At 65.5% G+C, this 18,786-nt stretch carries 12 protein-coding genes, 1 pseudogene and 1 riboswitch; of the genes and pseudogenes, 10 read left to right on the top strand and 3 right to left on the bottom strand.

All coding sequences use genetic code 11. From position 1 onward, the window contains the following. Positions 1-16: 16 nt before the first annotated feature. From rnc to ftsY, 6 genes are all read left to right on the top strand, one after another. Positions 17-739 carry a ribonuclease III gene (gene rnc, locus FCN77_RS16430; RefSeq protein WP_137323132.1) on the top strand — a complete coding sequence of 241 codons (723 nt, stop codon included), beginning with the start codon at positions 17-19 and terminating at the stop codon, positions 737-739. Positions 740-746: 7 nt separating this feature from the next. Continuing rightward, entirely contained in the window at positions 747-1,742 is a 996-nt protein-coding gene (gene mutM / locus FCN77_RS16425) for a bifunctional DNA-formamidopyrimidine glycosylase/DNA-(apurinic or apyrimidinic site) lyase (protein WP_137323131.1), read from the top strand. Positions 1,743-2,086: 344 nt separating this feature from the next. Next, on the top strand, positions 2,087-3,286 hold the full coding sequence (locus FCN77_RS16420; protein WP_137324814.1) for an MFS transporter: 1,200 nt from the start codon (positions 2,087-2,089) through the stop codon (positions 3,284-3,286). Between the two features lie 188 nt (positions 3,287-3,474). After that, positions 3,475-4,473: a hypothetical protein gene (locus FCN77_RS16415; protein ID WP_137323130.1), complete on the top strand. Its 999-nt coding sequence runs from the start codon at positions 3,475-3,477 to the stop codon at positions 4,471-4,473. Between the two features lie 98 nt (positions 4,474-4,571). After that, complete coding sequence (gene smc / locus FCN77_RS16410; RefSeq protein WP_175417288.1) at positions 4,572-8,231, top strand: chromosome segregation protein SMC; 3,660 nt, start codon at positions 4,572-4,574, stop codon at positions 8,229-8,231. Positions 8,232-8,304: 73 nt separating this feature from the next. Next, entirely contained in the window at positions 8,305-9,516 is a 1,212-nt protein-coding gene (gene ftsY, locus FCN77_RS16405) for a signal recognition particle-docking protein FtsY (protein ID WP_137323129.1), read from the top strand. A gap of 51 nt (positions 9,517-9,567) precedes the next feature. On the opposite strand, the gene FCN77_RS16400 is transcribed toward ftsY, so the two are convergent. Continuing rightward, entirely contained in the window at positions 9,568-10,713 is a 1,146-nt protein-coding gene (locus FCN77_RS16400; RefSeq protein ID WP_175417446.1) for an MFS transporter, read from the bottom strand. A gap of 344 nt (positions 10,714-11,057) precedes the next feature. Here FCN77_RS16400 and FCN77_RS16395 point away from each other — a divergent pair, with 344 nt between their 5' ends. Further along, entirely contained in the window at positions 11,058-12,407 is a 1,350-nt protein-coding gene (locus FCN77_RS16395; RefSeq protein WP_137323127.1) for an ammonium transporter, read from the top strand. Continuing rightward, on the top strand, positions 12,404-12,742 hold the full coding sequence (locus FCN77_RS16390; RefSeq protein WP_137323126.1) for a P-II family nitrogen regulator: 339 nt from the start codon (positions 12,404-12,406) through the stop codon (positions 12,740-12,742). Before FCN77_RS16395 ends, FCN77_RS16390 begins: the two co-directional genes overlap by 4 nt. 102 nt (positions 12,743-12,844) lie before the next feature. Here FCN77_RS16390 and FCN77_RS16385 read toward each other — a convergent pair whose 3' ends face one another. Then, a complete protein-coding gene (locus FCN77_RS16385) occupies positions 12,845-14,233 on the bottom strand; it encodes a glucose-6-phosphate dehydrogenase (RefSeq protein ID WP_137323125.1) in 1,389 nt (462 codons plus the stop codon). A 151-nt stretch (positions 14,234-14,384) separates the two neighbouring features. On the opposite strand from FCN77_RS16385, the gene ffh reads away from it, so the two are divergent. Together ffh and FCN77_RS16375 are read left to right on the top strand one after the other, a co-directional pair. After that, on the top strand, positions 14,385-15,971 hold the full coding sequence (ffh, locus tag FCN77_RS16380; RefSeq protein WP_137323124.1) for a signal recognition particle protein: 1,587 nt from the start codon (positions 14,385-14,387) through the stop codon (positions 15,969-15,971). An 81-nt stretch (positions 15,972-16,052) separates the two neighbouring features. After that, positions 16,053-16,787, top strand: coding sequence for an alpha/beta fold hydrolase (locus FCN77_RS16375; RefSeq protein WP_137323123.1), 735 nt, complete (start codon positions 16,053-16,055; stop codon positions 16,785-16,787). 19 nt (positions 16,788-16,806) lie between these two features. Here FCN77_RS16375 and thiC read toward each other — a convergent pair. Further along, a pseudogene (gene thiC, locus FCN77_RS16370) lies at positions 16,807-18,617 on the bottom strand (phosphomethylpyrimidine synthase ThiC). Positions 18,618-18,632: 15 nt separating this feature from the next. After that, positions 18,633-18,740, bottom strand: a riboswitch (TPP riboswitch). Between the last annotated feature and the right edge of the window lie 46 nt (positions 18,741-18,786).

The following is an 18,786-nucleotide window of genomic DNA, read 5'->3' as shown; positions in this document are numbered from 1 at the left end:
GGCCCACTGGCTGAAAATGACGTCTTCAACTGAAGAGCTTTTGAAGCGTCTCGGTGTCTCTATTGACGCCGGGACGCTTCGTCTTGCTCTCACACATCGTTCGTATGCCTACGAAAATGGCGGCATACCCACTAACGAGCGCCTTGAGTTCCTAGGCGACTCCATCCTGGGTTTTTCCGTGACGGATGCGCTGTACCGTGACAACCCTGCGTTGCCTGAAGGTGACCTTGCCAAGCGGCGCTCAGCCGTGGTGAGCACCAGGGCCCTTGCCGGAATCGGGCGCAGCCTTGGCATCGGAGAGTATATCTACCTCGGTCAGGGCGAGAAGCTCACCGACGGCAAGAACAAGTCCTCGATCCTGGCGGACACCATGGAGGCCCTCATCGGTGCCACCTACGTCTCCAACGACATTGAGACTGCCCGTCAGCTTGTCATGCGGCTGATCGGCCCCCTGCTCCGGGACGCTGCCGCCCTCGGCGCCGGAACTGACTGGAAGACCAGCATCCAGGAGCTGGCGGCAAGCCGTCAGCTGGGCAGCATCTACTACGCAGTGGAGGGCTCTGGCCCGGACCACGCCCGGACCTTCGAAGCGGTGCTCCGGATCGGCGGCACGGACTACGGCCAGGGTGCCGGACGTTCCAAGAAGGAAGCCGAGCAGGAAGCCGCAGCCGATGCCTGGCGGAAGCTGTCCGCCGCCGGCACGGCAGACGCACCGGCGGAAACCGAAGCCGGCCTCTAGGTCTGCTGTGCCCGAACTGCCTGAGGTTGAAGTTGTCCGCCGCGGACTCGTGAGTTGGGTCCGCGGCAGGACAATCACCGCTGTTGAAGTCCTGGACGAACGTTCCATCCGCCGGCATGCGCTCGGCGCGGAGGACTTCGCCGGCAACCTGGAGGGCGCCAGGGTGGGGGACGTGGTGCGCCGCGGCAAATTCCTGTGGCTCCCGCTGGAAGAAGCGGCCGCGGGCAGCGTAACCGGGGGACCAACAGCGACGGGACCAGTCCAGGCATCCGTTCCTCTCCAACCCTCAGTGGCTCTGATGGCGCACCTCGGCATGAGCGGCCAGCTGCTGATGCAGGATTCCACTGTGCCGGACGAGAAACACCTGAAGGTCCGCCTTCGGCTCAGTCCGGTGGAAGGTATGCCGGAGCAGCTGCGATTCGTGGACCAGCGTATTTTCGGCGGACTGTTTGTGACCTCGCTGGTCCCCACCGAAGACGGTGGACCAGGAGGCCTCGGGGAGGTCCCCTCGCCGCTCATTGCAGAAGAAGCATCCCATATTGCCCGGGACCCGCTGGACCCCCATTTCTCTTTTGATTCCTTCTACCGCCGTCTGCGGTTACGGAAGACCGGTCTTAAGCGCGCTCTGCTGGACCAGGGACTCGTGTCTGGCATCGGCAACATCTACGCCGACGAGGCATTGTGGCGTGCACGCCTGCACTATGCCCGGCCTACGGATACGCTGCGCCGGGCTGAAGCCCACCGCGTGCTCGACGCCGCCCGCGAAGTAATGCTGGACGCCCTCGCCGCCGGCGGCACCAGTTTCGACTCGCTGTACGTCAACGTCAACGGCGCTTCAGGCTACTTCGACCGCTCGCTCAATGCCTACGGCAGGGAAAACCAGGAGTGCAGGCGCTGCGCGGCCGCAGGGACCATCAGCCTCATGAAACGCGAACAGTTCATGAACCGCTCGTCCTACACCTGCCCGGTGTGCCAGCCCCGTCCCCGTAACGGCCGGTGGTAGGAGCCCCAAAAAGCAGGTAGCGCCACTCTACCGATCTCTTCGTGACAGGTGTCAGACTGTGCCCTATGGGAGCTGGGAGCTGGGGGGCTTTGGGATCGTTTGTCGGGTCGGCGTTCAATGCCGCCGCCTCTCTTTGCATAATTCCGTGTACCCCGCTCTGCGCCCTTCCCCACTTGCAGCCGACCGCGTCATTCCTGACGGCCTGCGGAGGAGGGCAATCGTGAGGAACAACGCGACTTCGGATACGAGAGAGTAGGCCGCCCGTGTATATTTCCATGGCTGACCGCACTGGCGGCAAGAAGGACTCCGGCGAAGCAGGGCCGGAATTCCGGTCCGGCCCGGGTGTGGCCTTCCGGCTATCGCCCGTCATCCTCTGGCTTGGCATCGTCAGCATGGCAACCGACATTTCGTCGGAGTCGGTGTCAGCCATTCTTCCGCTCTACGTAACCGGATTTCTTGGGCTGTCGACCATCGCCTTCGGATTCATCGACGGGATCAACCAAGGCGCAAGTGCCGTTGTGCGCATTGCCGCCGGCTGGGCGTCAGATCGTACCGGACATCCGAAGCGGGTTGCCGTGGCCGGGTACGGCCTGTCAATGCTGGCACGGATCGGCTTCCTGTTCGTCGGCGGCTTCTGGTCGATCACCGGGATTGTCGCGGGGGACCGTATCGGCAAGGGCATCCGCACCGCGCCGCGGGACGCCCTAATCGCGGCCGAAGCCCAGCCGGAGCACCTTGGCAGATCCTTCGGCGTGCACCGGATGCTTGACAACATCGGCGCCGCAACCGGTCCGCTCCTGGCGTTCCTGATCCTGCTCCTCATTCCCAACGGGTACGGAACCGTCTTTGTGGTCTCGCTCGCCTTCGCCGTGGTCGGCGTTGCCGCGTTGGTCCTGGTGGTGCCGGACCGGAGGACCCCGCAGGCAATGCCGCGGCCGGAGCGCGTAGGCCCGGCCTTCAAGTGGAGCCAGCTGAAGGAACCCGGACTCACCAGGCTGCTCATCACGGCGGGGTTACTGGCCCTCCTGACGGTGGGTGACGGCTTCATTTACCTCGTCCTCCAGGACCGGGATTCCTTCGCTGTGCAATGGTTCCCGCTGCTGTATGTCGGTACCAATGTCATCTACCTCATCCTTGCGGTTCCCTTGGGGCGGCTGGCAGACCGCTGGGGCCGGGTCAGGGTGTTCCTCTGCGGACACGTTGCGCTGTTGGCCTGCTACCTGCTGGCGGCGGCTCCGTTCGGAGGACTCGGGATCACTATCGCCTGCCTGATGCTCCTGGGCCTGTTCTACGCCGCCACCGACGGCGTGCTGGCAGCGCTGGCGAGCCGACTGGTTAGCCAAGACAAGGTGGCAACCGGCATCGGGGCCGCCCAGACCGTCGTGGCGCTGTGCCGGATGGCATCGTCGGCCGGCTTCGGTGTCCTCTGGTTCGCCGTTGGGGCCGCACCCGCCATGGTGACGGTCGCCGTCGCGCTGGCTGCAGCGCTGGTTGCGACTGCCGTGCTGATGCGTACTTCCCAGAAACAAGTGGCCGGCGAATGACGTCCACACGCGCGCCCCAATCGAGGGAAAAGCCGTCCGGGCGGAAGAAGTCCGGACATCAATCAAACGCCAAGCAGCCTGGAGGGAACAAGCCCGGCACAAAGAAAGCAGCCGCAAAGCAATCGGCCGGATCGCAGCCGGCCGCATCCGAATCCGCAGGGCCCAGGATCACGGTCAGCAGGCGGGGCATGCTCGTGCTGATCCTCGTCACAGTGATCGCCGTCGCGGCCGCAGGCCTGTATGCCGTACTGGCATTCCGGGACGCCCGGGCAAGCCAGGAAGCGCCGTCCCCCGTCAATGCCACCGCATCCGAGGCATTGCCCGTGGCCCCGTTCATCGTCTTCCGCAACACCGCACCGGGGCAGGGCTTCGGCACGGCTGCAACCGTGCCGCTGGCGGACCCCGGCGGCCAGCGGGCACTGAGCACAACGAGCTGCGACCGCGTCTACGGGACGCACGAACTGACGGTCTGCCTGCAGACAAAGCAGGGGCTGGCCACCACCTTCCAGGCCGCCGTCTACAACAGCAACTGGAAGGAAACGGCCAGCTGGCCTCTTCCGGGCATTCCCAGCAGGGCACGGACCAATGCCGACGGCTCGCTATTGGCAAGCACCGTCTTTGTAGCGGGCCACTCCTACGCTGCAGCCGGTTTCTCCACCGAAACGGTCATCCGGGAACGGAACGGGCAGGCCATCGCAAACCTGGAGGACTTTGCCCTGATGCTGGACGGCACCCGGATCAAGGCCTCAGACAGGAACATCTGGGGGGTCACATTCGCTCCCGGAAAACCTGACGTCTTCTACGCCACGGCGTCTTCCCAAGGGCACATCTGGTTGGTCCAGGGAAGCATCGCCGACCGGACCCTGACCGTGATCGGCAACGGTATTGAGTGCCCGTCCGTGTCCCCCGACGGCACCCGGATTGCCTACAAGAAAAGCGACACCGGCACTCTCTCTGGCCACCGCAGCATCGCTGTCCGTGACCTCGCCAGCGGCAAGGAAATGGTGCTTTCCGAGCAACAGAACATCGATGACCAGATTGAGTGGCTGGACAGCTCCACTCTTCTTTACGGTCTTCCCCGTGACGGCTCCGAACAGGACAGCGACATCTGGTCCATCAAGACTGATCCCAGCGCCCGGCCCACCCTCTTCATTGAGCATGCCTGGTCCCCGGCGGTGGTCCGGTAGGGAGCCCGAAAGTGCCCAAATCCGGTCTTTGTCGGTGCCACCCAGTAGATTTAGGGCAGTAACCAGCCGCATCAGCCACACAGGAGATCCGAACCGCCTTGCACCTCAAAAGCCTGACCGTCCGCGGATTCAAGTCGTTCGCGTCAGCCACGACGTTCGATTTTGAACCGGGCGTCACAGCAGTGGTCGGACCGAACGGCTCCGGCAAGTCCAATGTCGTGGACGCCCTCTCCTGGGTCATGGGCGAACAAGGTGCCAAGACCCTGCGCGGCGGCAAGATGGAAGACGTCATTTTCGCGGGCACCTCCGGACGTCCGCCGCTTGGACGTGCGCACGTCTCGCTGACCATCGACAACACTGACGGCGCCCTGCCGATCGAATACAGCGAAGTGACCATTTCGCGGACGCTTTTCCGCACCGGGGGATCCGAGTACGCCATCAACGGTGCCGGCTGCCGGCTCCTCGATATCCAGGAACTGCTGTCCGATTCCGGTCTGGGCCGGGAGATGCACGTCATTGTGGGCCAAGGGCAGTTGGATAAAGTCCTGCACGCCACGCCCGAGGACCGGCGCGGCTTCATCGAGGAGGCCGCTGGGATCCTCAAACACCGTAGGCGTAAGGAAAAGACAGTCCGGAAACTGGAGGCAATGCAGGCGAACCTGCAGCGGCTCAGCGACCTCACCACCGAAATCCGGCGCCAGCTCACGCCGCTCGGCAAACAGGCCGAAGTGGCGCGCCGGGCCCAAAGCGTCCAGTTCGAAGTCCGGGACGCACGGGCGCGGCTCCTTGCCGCCGACCTCGTCCAACTGCAGTCCGCTCTTGCCCAGGATGTCGCGGACGAATCCGCGTTGAAGGCGCGCAGGGTGGTGGTGGAGCAGGGCCTCGAAGCGGGCCGCCAGCGGCAGGCGGTTTTGGAGCAGCTTGCCGCCGAGGCGACGCCCAGGCTCAACGCTGCCCGGGACACGTGGTACCAGCTCTCGGCAGGGCGGGAGCGGCTGCGGTCGCTCGGTTCGCTTGCCGAGGAACGCCGCAGACTCCTGGGTGCCGCCGACGACGTCCCCGAGTCCGGCAGGGACCCCGAGCAGCTGGAAAAGAATGCCGCCCGGGTCCGTGCGGAACAGACGTCGCTCGAACTCGGAATCCTGGAAAAACGCTCCGCCCTGGAAGGGGCCACGGCCGCAAAGCTGGAAGCCGAAAGCGCGGCAAACGCTGAGGACAAGAGGCTGGCGGCAGTCCTGCGTGCAGCTGCGGACCGCCGCGAAGGCCTGGCGAAACTGGCCGGACAGGTGGGGGCAGCCAGGTCCCGGGTTGAGTCCGCGCAGGCCGAGCTTGGCCGCCTCCGGGAGTCCCAGGCTGCCGGCGACGAGCGCCGCCGCCGGGCCCAAAGCGAGTTCACGGCACTGGAATCCCAAGTGGCCGGCGTGGAGGGCGGCGAGGAATCGCTGGACGCCGACTACGAAGACGCCAGCGCGGTCTTGGACGCCGTCCTGGCAGAGATCGATGCGCTGAAATCCGCCGAGCGTGACGGCGAACGGGAACGCGACGCCCTGGTGGCCCGGCGGGATGCCCTGCAGCTGGGGCTGAACCGCAAGGACGGTTCGGGCCGCGTCGCGGATTCCGGCTTGCCAGGGATCGTGGGCCCTTTGGCGTCAATGCTCGCCGTCGAGGCCGGATATGAAGCGGCAATTGCCGCTGCCCTTGGCAACTCCTCGGACGCCGTCGTCGTCCGGGACACCGGCACCGCAGCAGAGGTGCTGCAGCTGCTCAAGGACGACGACGCCGGTCACGCCTCGCTGCTGCTGGCCAGCTTCGTGGAGCGTGGCGTTGAGGAGCCGGCGTCCTCCGTGCCGGCCAGGGCCGCCCTTCCCGGCGGAGCACACTGGGCGGCGGACCTCGTCGCCGCCTCAGGACCGGCCATCCCAGGGTTGCCGCCCACTCCGGATGGAGATGACGGCGCAGCCGCACTGCCGCTGAACACTCTCTTGCAGTGGCTGCTGGAGGGAACTGCGGTGGTGGAGGATATCCAGTCAGCTTCAGGGCTCGTAGCGGCACGGCCGGAGCTGACAGCTGTGACACGGGCAGGCGACGTGTTCACGGCCCTGACTGTCCGCGGCGGTTCGGCGAACGCACCGTCGCTGCTGGAAGTGCAGGCCGCCGTTGACGACGCCGAGGCACGGCTCGCCAGGGTGAGCGCGGACCTTGAACGGAACAGGTTCGCATTGGCCTCGGCCCAGGCCCGCCGGACAGCCGCGCAGGAACGTGCAGATGCTGCCCTGGACCGGCTCCATGAATCGGATGCCCGGCTGGCAGCAGTGGCCGAGCGGCTGGGTCATTTGAACTCGGTGCTGCGGAGCGCCGTGGGGGAGAGCGAAAGGCTTGCGGCATCGCTGGCCAAGGCGGAGGCGAACATCGTTGCCGAGCAGGAGTCGCTGCAGGCTGTTGCCGCGCGCCTTGACGCAGCCCAGCAGGCGCCGGCGGATGAGGAACCGTCCCCTGAACTCCGCGACGAGCTGGCGTTGGCGGCGTCAGCGGCGCGATCGGCGGAGATGGAGGCCAGGCTGTCACTGCGGAGCACCGAGGAGCAGCTCACCGCTACCCGCAACCGGGCCCTGTCCCTGGAACGCGCCGCCGTGGCAGAGCGCCGGGCCCGCGAAGAAGCGGCAGAGCGCGCCCGCCGCCGCAGGATTCAGGCGGCGAGGGCGGCAGCCGTCGCTGCGGCAGTGGAGCAGATTATCGGGTTTATGGATGTCTCCGTGGACCTGGCTGTCCGGGAGCGTGATCTTGCGGAGGAAGAACGGGAGCGCAGGGACCGCGAGCTGGTCGAGGTCCGGTCCCAAAATGACGCGCTCGGCCGCGAGCTGGCGGAACTGACGGACTCGGTCCACCGCGACGAGCTTGCCCGGACCCAGCAGCGGCTCCGGATCGAGGCTCTCGAACTCCGCTCGGTCGAGGAGCTCGGCCTGTCACCGGACCAGCTCGTAGCGGACTACGGACCCGACCAGCCGGTGCCCATGCCAGCTGGGGAGTCAGGGGACAAGTGGGCGGCGCTCCGGACTCCGGTGGACGAGGATGGAAAACCGGTTCCGGAGGGCAAACCGTTCGTCCGCGAAGAGCAGGAGAAACGGCTCCGGAAGGCCGAGCGGGACCTCTCTTCCCTCGGGCGGGTGAATCCGTTGGCACTTGAGGAATTTGCCGCCCTCGAGGAGCGCCACCAATTCCTCAACACCCAGCTCGAGGACCTCAAGTCCAGCCGCAAGGACTTGCTGGACATCATCAAAGAAGTGGACGACCGCGTCCAGAAGGTCTTCGCCGAGGCCTTCGCGGACACCTCGGCGCAGTTCGTCCGCGTATTCTCCCGGCTCTTCCCGGGTGGCGAAGGCAGGCTGGTCCTGACCGACCCTTCAGACATGCTGACCACGGGAATCGAGGTGGAGGCACGGCCGGCCGGCAAGAAGATCAAGCGCCTCTCCCTGCTGTCCGGGGGTGAGCGTTCGCTGACCGCGGTGGCCCTGCTGGTTGCCATCTTCAAAGCGCGGCCGTCGCCTTTCTACGTAATGGACGAGGTCGAGGCCGCACTGGACGACACCAACCTGGGCCGGCTCATCACCATCTTCGAGGAGCTCCGCGAATCCAGCCAGCTGATCGTCATCACGCACCAGAAGCGCACCATGGAGGTCGCCGACGCACTGTACGGCGTAACCATGCGGGGCGACGGCGTCTCAACGGTCATCAGCCAACGCCTCGGAGCCGAAGTCTAGCCCGGCCCCGGCCCCTGCGGACGTCCGGCTGAGGCTCCCGCAGCGTCCGGTGCGATTGTGAGAAGCTAGGGGAGTGAATGACATCCTCCCCATTATTCTTGCCATCCTCGCTGCCCTGGTGGTCATTGGCGGACTGATCCCGGTCCTCATGAAGACCCGCCGGAACATCACCAACTACCCGGGAACACGCGACGCCAACGATCCGGTCGAACCCCAGCACGGCGCTGGCGGAACGCTGGTGGAGGACCTCCCGGCGGTGACGCCTGAACGCAAGGCGCCCGCCGTCGACCTTGAAGGGCTGGGAACAGCCGAAGTTCCGGATGACGCGGCGGGGCTTGAAACCATTGCGGTGGAGACGCCGCTTCCGGTTGCAGGACGGCTGACCCGGCTGCGCGAACGCCTGGTCCGGTCCAACAACATCCTTGGCAAGGGTCTGCTGGCCCTCCTGTCCAGCGACAAAATTGACGAGGACGTCTGGGACGAGGTCGAAGAAACACTCCTGCTGGCCGATCTCGGCACCGAACCGACCATGCAGCTGGTCGATGCCCTCCGGGAGCGCGTCAAGGTGCTGGGAACCCGCACACCGGAGCATGTCAAGGCCCTGCTGCGCGAAGAACTGATCAAGCTCGTGGACCCCACCATGGACCGCAGCCTCCGCACGGAACGCCACGCGGACAAGCCCTCGGTCATGATGGTGGTGGGTGTGAACGGCGTGGGCAAGACCACTACCGTGGGCAAGCTCGCACGTGTACTCGTGGCTGAGGACAAGGACGTCCTCCTGGGCGCCGCTGACACCTTCCGCGCGGCCGCGGCCGAACAGCTCGCCACGTGGGGCCAGCGGGTGGGCGTGCCCACCGTTAAGTCCGACGTCGACGGCGCCGATCCCGCCTCGGTGGCCTATGAAGCGGTCAAGGCAGGCATCGACCAGGAGGTCGACGTGGTGATGATCGATACGGCCGGCCGGCTCCAGAACAAAGTGGGCCTGATGGACGAACTCGGCAAGGTCAAGCGTGTCATCGAAAAGCTCGCCGAGGTGGACGAAGTCCTGCTGGTGCTGGACGCCACCACGGGACAAAACGGCCTGAACCAGGCCCGTGTGTTCTCCGAAGTCGTCAACATCACCGGCATCGTCCTCACGAAACTTGACGGCACAGCCAAGGGCGGCATCGTGGTCGCCATCCAGAAGTCGCTCGGTGTGCCTGTGAAGCTGATCGGGCTCGGCGAGGGCGCAGACGACCTGGCGCCGTTCGAAGTCGAGAGCTTCGTGGACGCGCTGCTGAACTAGGTGGAGAGTGCTGACCTAGGTGGACGCTGCTGAACTGGATGCACCGCTGAACTAGGCGGACCGCTGGAACGTCTCGCGCGCCGGCAGCCACCCTGCCGCCGCCACGATCAGCACGGCTCCGGTAACGCCGAACGCCCACCCGTATCCAAGCCGGTCGGCGAGGAGTCCTGCGAGAACCGGGCCGATGATGGCACCGGCGTCGGACACCATCTGGAAGACCGCCAGGACACGCCCGCCTGAGCGGCCGTTGCCGATCACATCGGCGATGGCAGCCTGCTGGGCCGGGCCCAACAGCCCGGAGCCTATTCCCGCGGCAGCGGAAGCGGCCAGGAACCAGGGCATGTCGTGCGTGAGGCCGATGCCGGCGGTTGCCGTTCCGGTGAGGACCAGTCCGGCAATCATCAGGGGCTTGCGGCCCAGAGTGTCGGCGAGTTTCCCCGAGACCGTGAGCGCGGTGGCGTTGCCGCCGGCAAAGACAGCCAGCGCCCAGCCGGCCGCAGCAGGGCCGGCGCCAAGTGCTGCCACGGCGAAGAGCGGAACGGTGGCCATACGGACCCCGAAGGTTGCCCAGCCGTTGGCGAAGCTGGAGAACAGTCCGGCCCGGTAGGCGCTGTCTTGCAAGGCCTCGCGCAGGCTCATGGCCGGCGCCAGGGTGCCGTCCTTCCGAGACCCGCCGGGCACGTGGCTGAGCTGGGTCTGCACCACGAGGGCGGCCAGCACCAGCGCAGCCGCATACGCCAGGAACGGAATGCGGAGGCCGAAACCGGCAAGGAGGCCGCCGACGATGGGGCCGCAGACATTGCCGATCAGGAAGGCCGAAGCATACGCGCCGGATACCCGGCCGCGGCTCTCCGGCGGCGCAAGCCGCACCACCAGGGCCATCGACGCCACTGTGAACATCACCGAACCGGCACCGCCGAGGCCGCGGAAAACCAGCAGCTGCCAATAGTTCTGCGCGAACGCACACGCCGCTGTCGACGCGGCCACGATCAGCAGTCCTGCCACATAGACCGGGCGTTCGCCCAGCCTTACGATCAATGCGCCGCCGGCCGGAGCGAACAATAACCGCATGAACGCAAAAATACTGACGATCACCGCGGCAGCTGTGGCCCCGACGTCGAAAGTGGTCGCGAATTGGGGCAATACGGGCGCCACGAGGCCGAAACCGAGCGCAATCAGGAACGCGGCGGCAAGCATCACCTTAATGTCGCGGGGGAGCCGGGTGTCGCCGGGCTGTGCTGCCCCGTCCTGGCGGCCGGTTTGGCCGCCATCCTTGTGAGGCACGGCCTTGCCAGGGCGGAAACGATCGGTCATGGTGCGGGTGTCCTTGCGGGGTGCTGTGGGAGTGCGGTTTGGGACTGCTGAAACATAACCGTAACAAGGACGAGATGCACCATTTACTTCCGGGAGATTGTTGTAACAACCCGGACATCTAATTCCCTCGCCGGCGAAACACAGCCCGACGAAACTCTAATGAGAACGCAAACGGCGTTGGGACAGGCGGACAAGTCCGCACAATAAAGCAAGAGAGGACGTAGACCATGGAACTCACCGCAGGTCTCGTTTGGCTCCTGGTCGCTTCAGCACTCGTGTTGTTCATGACCCCGGGCCTGGCATTCTTCTACGGCGGCATGACTCGCGCCAAATCGGCTCTGAACATGATGATGATGAGCTTCGTCGCCATTGGAACCGTGGGCATCATGTGGGTCCTGTGGGGCGCCTCCATGGCTACGAGCAACGAAGACAATTTCTTCCAGATCTTCGCAAACCCGTTCAGCCACTTCGGGCTGCACAACTTCACCGACCCCGCGGATCTGCTCAAGGTAGGCTATGCCGCCACCTTCGCCATCATCACCGTAGCCCTGATCTCCGGGGCGGTCGCCGACCGCGCAAAGTTCTCGGCTTGGGTTATCTTCACCCCCATCTGGGCCACACTCGTTTACGCGCCGATGGCCTTCATGGTCTGGGGCGGCGGGCTCTTCTCCAAGGACGGCTGGTTCGGCCAGACGTTCGCTCCGGTGATCGACTTCGCCGGCGGCACCGTGGTTCACATCAACGCCGGCGTGGCTGGCCTGATCCTGGTGCTGATCATTGGCAATCGCAAGGGCTTCGGCAAGGACCCGAACCACCGCCCGCACAACATCCCGTTCGTAATGCTGGGCGCCGCAATCCTCTGGTTCGGCTGGTTCGGCTTCAACGCCGGTGCCGCTGCCACTGTTGAGCAGGCCGGTCTGATCTGGATCAACACCCTCGCTGCCCCGGCGGCCGCAATGCTCGGTTGGCTGGCCGTGGAGCGCTTCCGCGATGGTCACCCGACGTCACTCGGTGCAGCGTCCGGTGTCGTGGCAGGCCTGGTGGCCATCACCCCGGCCTGTGCCAATGTCTCCCCGATCGGTGCCATCGCCCTCGGTGTAGTCGCAGGTGTTGCTTCCGCTCTCGCAGTCGGGCTCAAATTCAAGCTCGGCTACGATGACTCCCTCGACGTCGTCGGCGTCCACCTGGTCTCCGGCGTCGTCGGCACCGTAGCCATCGGCTTCCTCGCAACCCCGACCCAGGGCCAGGCAGGTCTCTTCTACGGCGGAGGAACCAGCCAGCTCGTTGCCCAGGCTCTGGCGGCCCTCATGTCCATCATCTTCACCGCGGTCATGACCGCCATCATCGCCTTCCCGATCCACAAGACCATGGGCTTCCGGGTTTCCCAGGAGCAGGAAGTTGTGGGCGTGGACCTGAGCCTGCACGCAGAAACCGCCTACGAATTCGGAGTCGGCGGCCACGGCGGGAGCTTCCAGCCGCTGCATGAACTGATCACCGGCAAGCAGGAGTCCGTTCCGGTATCCGAAGACAGCAAGAAGACTGACGCAGCAACCGGCAAGGAAAGCGTGGGGGCATGAAACTGATCACAGCAATCGTCCGGCCGGAGAAGCTCGAATCCATCCGGGAGGGGCTCGAATCCTATGGAGTGCAGGGCCTTACGGTCAGCGCCGCCAGCGGATACGGCAGGCAGCGCGGCTACACCGAGGTGTACCGCGGGGCTGAGTACAACGTGGACCTTCTTCCCAAGATCCGCGTAGAGGTGCTGGCCACGGACGAACAGGCGGACGACATCCTGGATGTCATCATCGCCAGCTCCAACACCGGACGCGCAGGCGACGGCAAGGTCTGGACGGTGGACGTCTTTGAAGCTGTAAGGGTACGCACGGGTGAACGCGGCTCGGCCGCGATCTAGCCGACGGCAGATCCAGCCGACGGCAGATTTAGCCCAAGGCAAACGCAAAAAGCGGGCCCGGTACCTCAAAGGTGCCGGGCCCGCTTTCATTGCGTGCAATTCCTAGGCGGGCCAGCCTTCGGGGCCCGCCGTTCCGGCGGAGTATTCCTCCAGCGGAACACTGCCGCGTGCCCATGCTTTGAGCACCGGCTCAATGATCCGCCAGCAGTCCTCGGCAGTGTCCGCCCGCACGGAAAGCAGGGGGTCGCCGGTGAGGACACCCTCGAGGACTTCACCGTAGGGGAGCAGCTCGGAGGCGCTGAGTTCGGCATTGAGCGTGGTCCGGTCGAGGCTGAGAATGTTGCCCGGCCCGTTCACGTCGACATCGAACTGCAGGGTGTCCGGACCGAAGCCGATCCGGAGCTGATTGGGCGAATCGACGCCCGTGAACCCTTTGGGCAGATGCGGGACCGGCTTGAAGGTGACCACGGCTTCCTTGCGCTTCGCCCCGATGGCTTTGCCGGAACGGAGGATGAACGGGACGCCCTGCCATCGCCAGTTGTCGATGTCCACCTGCACCTCGGCCAGGGTCTCCGTGTTCCTGGACGCGTCCACGCCGGCTTCTTTGGCGTAGTCCGGGACCTGCCGCCCGTCGATGGACCCGGCCACGTACCGGGCACGCCGCGTGCTGGACCGGTACGGCGCCTTGATGCTGCTGGCGCGCAGGAGGGTGGCCACAGCGTCCCGGAGGTCACGCTCGTCAACGGAGGCCGGCGGCTCAATCGCCATCAGCGCCATGATCTGCAGCAGGTGGCTTTGGATCATGTCCCGGAGCGCACCGGCGGCGTCGTAGTAGCGTGCGCGCCCCTCCAGTGCGAGGTCCTCATCAAAGATGACCTCCACCTTTTCGATGTAGTCCCGGTTCCAGGCAGGTTCCAGAAATGTGTTCGCGAAGCGCAGGCCCAGGATGTTGAGTACCGTGGCCTTGCCCAGGAAGTGGTCCACGCGGTGGATGTGGTCCTCCGGGACCAGCGCCGCCAGGGTTACGTTGAGGTGGCGGGCGGAATCCTCGCTGGACCCGAACGGCTTTTCCATCACCAGCCGGGTGCCTGCGGGAACCTCCTCCGGGGCCAGCACCTCGCACGCCTTCTGGCTGACATGGGGAGGAAGGGCAAAGTACACGGCCACCGGCGCCTCAAGGCCGGACAGCAGCGAGGCAAGCTCCCCGCCCGCGGTGACGTCAAGCTGGTGATAGGCGGTCGCTCCGGCGATCCGCTTCAGCTCGCGTTTGCCGGCGGCGTCTGCCTGGGAGTTCGCATCGGCAAAGGCTGTTTCGACGCGTTCCACCCATTGGTCCGGGGTCCAGGGATCCGAGCCTGCGCCCACGAGCGTCAGCCCCTCGGCGCGCCCCCTGGCCGCCAGCCGTGCGAGACCCGGCAGCAGCAGCCGTCCCGTGAGGTCGCCCGAAGCGCCGAGGATCAGCAGGGTTTTTACAGTTGTTTGGCTCGTCACCCTGCCAGCATGCCATCTTGAAGGCCTGTCTTGGTACCCTAGATAGTCGAGTCCCGTTGTCGAGGCAGTTGGTTCAGACCAACAACAGTCACGACACTGGCGTGCCGCACCGGCCGCCAGCTGTAGATCCACTGAAAGAAGTGCACGGCGCGTGTTCAATTCACTCTCTGACCGGTTGACAGCAACCTTCAAGAACCTCCGTGGCAAAGGCCGCCTCACCGAGGCGGATGTTGACGCCACCGTCCGCGAAATCCGGCGAGCACTGCTGGACGCCGACGTTGCCGTGTCCGTGGTGCGCGAATTCACGGGACGGGTGCGCGAACGTGCCCTCGGCGCCGAAGTTTCCGGGGCACTGAACCCGAGCCAGCAGATCGTGAAGATCGTCAATGAGGAACTCGTTGAAATCCTCGGTGGCGAGACCAGGCGCATCCGCCTGGCCAAGACCGGTCCCACCATCATCATGCTCGCGGGCCTCCAAGGTGCCGGCAAGACCACCCTTGCCGGCAAGCTCTCCAAGTGGCTGAAGTCCCAGGGCCACAGCCCCATGCTGGTAGCCTGCGACCTCCAGCGGCCCAATGCCGTGACGCAGCTTCAGGTTGTTGGCCAGCGCGCCGGCGTGCCGGTCTTTGCTCCGCACCCGGGCGCCACCTCCACCGAACTGGACCACCCGGCCGGCGACCCCGTCGCTGTTGCCCGTGCCGGCGTCGATGAGGCGCGCCAGAAACTGCACGACGTCGTCATCGTGGACACCGCCGGACGGCTCGGCGTGGACGCCGAGATGATGGAGCAGGCCCGGCAGATCCGCCGTGCCATCGTTCCCAACGAAGTGCTGTTCGTCGTCGATTCCATGATCGGCCAGGACGCCGTCAACACGGCGCTTGCCTTCGACGAGGGCGTCAACTTCACAGGCATTGTGCTCTCAAAGCTCGACGGCGATGCGCGCGGCGGTGCTGCACTTTCGGTCGCGTCTATCACCGGCAAGCCCGTCATGTTCGCCTCGACCGGTGAAGGCGTTGATGACTTTGAGCTGTTCCACCCGGACCGCATGGCGTCCCGCATCCTTGACATGGGTGACGTCCTCACCCTGATCGAACAGGCTGAAAAGTCCTGGGATAAAGACGAAGCAGCCCGGATGGCGAAGAAGTTCGCCGACCAGGAAGACTTCACCCTGGACGATTTTCTGGCCCAGATGCAGCAGATCCGCAACATGGGCTCGATGAAGAAGATGCTCATGATGATGCCGGGTGCGCAAAACATCCGCCAGCAGCTGGAACAGTTCGACGAACGTGAAATCGACCGTGTGGAAGCGATTGTCCGCTCCATGACACCGCACGAGCGCGTTGCCCCCAAGATCATTAACGGCTCCCGCCGGGCCCGCATTGCCAAAGGTTCGGGCATGCACGTTTCCGACGTCAATGGCCTGCTGGAGCGTTTTGCCCAGGCGCAGAAGATGATGAAGAAGATGGCGGCCGGCGGAGGTATGCCCGGGATGCCGGGGATGCCCGGCATGGGCGGTGGCGGGCCCCGCAAGGGTGCCAAGAACGCCCCCAAGAAGAAGGCCAGGTCCGGTAACCCGGCCAAAGCTGCGCAGGAACTCCGCGAAGCCGAGGCCAGGCGGGCGAACGCCGGCAACGCGCTGCCTACAGGAGCCTCGTTTGGCCAGCAGGGAGCTGATTTTGATCCGTCACAGCTCAATCTGCCCAAGGGCTTCGACAAGTTCCTCGGCGGGAGCAAGTAGTTCCTGGCGGCGGAGTTTCCGGCACGGGCAACTGTGATGTCGTCGGGCTGTATTGTCCGGCGTTTGCCATAGGGTTGGGGCATGTTTAAGCAGCGCGTAGTGTTCGTCCACGGTTCGGGGGCCTTTGGGTCCGCGGCGTGGCCCAAGCAGCACGGCATGGCCCTGGACTACGACGCCCTGTTCCTGCGCCGTCACGGCTTCGATGCTTCGGCCGAGCCCCTTGAATCGGACTTTCAGGCCGACGCCGACATTGTGTTGGGGGCCCTGGCGGACGAAGGCAGGGGAGCGGCCGGCGGGCACGTCGTCGCGCACTCCCAAGGGGCCATCGCCGCTATGATGGCGGCCGTGGAACGCCCCGACCTCGTGCATTCCCTGGCGCTGGTGGAGCCCGCCTGCCTGTCCCTGACCGCCGAACTGCCGGCCACCGCTGCGCACCGCGCCCTGATGCAGCCCCTTTTCGAGGTCCGGCACCAGCTCGGTGACGACGATTTCCAGCGCGAGTTTGTCCGGCGGGCCTTTTCGGTTCACAGCCAGGAGCCGGCCACGCCGGAGGCCCGAAGCGCCGCGCGCCGGCTCCGGCTGCAGGCACCCCCATGGGAAGCGCCGCTGCAGATAGTTCCGGGAGTTCCCACGCTGGTGCTCACCGGCGGGTGGGAACCGCTGTACGAGGAAATCGCCGGCTACCTCCGGGAGACCGGTGCCCTGCACCGCGTTGCCGCGGGCGGACACCGGCCCCAGGACTCGGTGGAGGGCGACCGGTTTATCCGGTCGTTCATCGCTGACGTCAGCCGGCGTCAGCACTCACACGCGTCGTAGCGGATCCCATCTCCTCAGGCTATTTCGAGGCGGTCTGTTTCGCGTTCGGAAGCTGCAGCTCCGGCAGGTACACCTTGCCGCCCGCGGCGAGGAATTCGTTGCTCTTCTCCCGCATGCCGTCAGCCATTTTCGCGAGTGCGGCCTGGGCTTCAGCGGAGCCGTATTCGTCCCGGATGTCCTGGCTGATGCGCATGGAGCAGAACTTCGGACCGCACATCGAACAGAAGTGGGCCGTCTTCGCCGGCTCGGCGGGGAGGGTCTCGTCATGGAAGGCCTCCGCCGTGACCGGGTCCAGTGACAGTGCAAACTGGTCGCGCCAGCGGAATTCGAACCGGGCTTTGGACAGGGCGTCGTCGCGCTCATGCGCGCCGGGGTGCCCTTGGCGAGGTCGGCCGCGTGGGCGGCGATCTTGTAGGTGATCACACCGGTCTTCACGTCGTCCTTGTTCGGCAGCCCGAGGTGTTCCTTGGGTGTCACGTAGCAGAGCATGGCTGTGCCGTAGCGGGCGATTTCCGTAGCGCCGATGGCGGACGTGATGTGGTCGTATCCCGGTGCGACGTCCGTGACCAGCGGGCCGAGCGTGTAGAAGGGGGCTCCCTTGCAGAGTTCCTGCTGGCGTTCCACGTTTTCGCGTACCAGGTGGAACGGTACGTGGCCCGGACCTTCGACCATCACCTGGACGTCGAACTCCCAGGCGCGCTGGGTCAGTTCGGCCAGGGTGTCCAGCTCGGCGAACTGGGCGGCGTCGTTGGCATCGGCCGTGGCCCCGGGGCGCAGTCCGTCCCCTAGGGAGAACGCGACGTCGTACTTGGCGAATATTTCACACAGCTCGTCGAAGTGCGTGTACAGGAAGTTTTCCTGGTGATGCGCGAGACACCAGCCGGCCATGATGGCGCCGCCCCGGGACACGATCCCGGTGACCCGCTTGACTGTGAGCGGAACATATCGGAGCAGCACCCCGGCGTGGATGGTCATGTAGTCCACGCCCTGTTCGCACTGCTCGATCACGGTGTCGCGGAAGATCTCCCAGGTGAGGGCGTTGGCCTCGCCGTTGACTTTCTCCAGGGCCTGGTAGATCGGTACCGTGCCGATCGGGACCGGGGAGTTGCGGATGAGCCATTCCCGGGTGGTGTGGATGTCGTCGCCGGTGGACAGGTCCATCACCGTGTCGGCGCCCCACTGCGTGGCCCACTGCAGCTTGTCGACCTCTTCTGCGATGGAGCTCGTAACGGCCGAGTTGCCGATGTTGGCATTGATCTTCACGAGGAAGGCCTTGCCGATGATCATCGGTTCGGATTCCGGGTGGTTGATGTTGTTGGGGATGATTGCCCTGCCGGCAGCCACTTCGCTGCGGACCAGTTCCACGTCGCAGTTTTCGCGGAGGGCTACGAACTGCATCTCGGGCGTCACCACACCCTGGCGGGCGTAGTGCATCTGGGTGACAGTCTTCCCGTCGACGGCGCGGCGGGGCACCGGCTGCGCACCCTTCCACTCCGCGGAGGCGGCACCGCGGCGCACGGCCGACTTGCCGTCGTCGAGCAGGTTCCGTTCCCGGCCGCTGTAGGGCTCGGTGTCACCCCTCGATTCGATCCACCGCATCCGGAACGGCTCCAGCCCCACCACGGGGTCGCTGCCGGGCCCGGCGGTCCGGTAGACCTGGAATGGGCCGTTGGCTGAGCCGTCCGGGGAGTTCTCCAAGGCAATCTCGGTGACCGGCACCCGGATCCCGGTGTCCTCGTCCGCGATGAACGCCAACGAGTGGGACTTCAGGGACTGCGTTTCAATCGTGCCCGAACTTCCGGCGGCAGTCTCATTTTGGGCAGGGAACAGCTGTGTTTCTTGCGTATTCACGGAATACTCACTTCCTTCGCCGGCATTACCCGGACAGGTTCAACGGTCGCAGGCTGCATCAGCCCGATCTCAGCCCCTGCAAGGGCACCCGTGTGGTCGTAAACGAAGCTACCACACGGCCGCGGGGCTATGCCCTGCTGTGCCGGGT

The sequence above is a fragment of the Arthrobacter sp. 24S4-2 genome (genome assembly GCF_005280255.1).
Taxonomy (GTDB): Bacteria; Actinomycetota; Actinomycetes; order Actinomycetales; family Micrococcaceae; genus Arthrobacter.
The sequence above is the reverse complement of the archived record's forward strand: the minus strand, read 5'-3'. Positions and strand labels throughout refer to the sequence as shown.

Bases quoted from the DNA above. Each gene is read 5' to 3' on its own strand.
- FCN77_RS16375 (WP_137323123.1), top strand. From the start codon at position 16,053: ATGTTTAAGCAGCGCGTAGTGTTCGTCCACGGTTCGGGGGCCTTTGGG.
- FCN77_RS16400 (WP_175417446.1), bottom strand. From the start codon at position 10,713: ATGCTTGCCGCCGCGTTCCTGATTGCGCTCGGTTTCGGCCTCGTGGCG.
- FCN77_RS16415 (WP_137323130.1), top strand. From the start codon at position 3,475: ATGCTCGTGCTGATCCTCGTCACAGTGATCGCCGTCGCGGCCGCAGGC.
- FCN77_RS16390 (WP_137323126.1), top strand. From the start codon at position 12,404: ATGAAACTGATCACAGCAATCGTCCGGCCGGAGAAGCTCGAATCCATC.
- rnc (WP_137323132.1), top strand. From the start codon at position 17: ATGACGTCTTCAACTGAAGAGCTTTTGAAGCGTCTCGGTGTCTCTATT.
- FCN77_RS16395 (WP_137323127.1), top strand. From the start codon at position 11,058: ATGGAACTCACCGCAGGTCTCGTTTGGCTCCTGGTCGCTTCAGCACTC.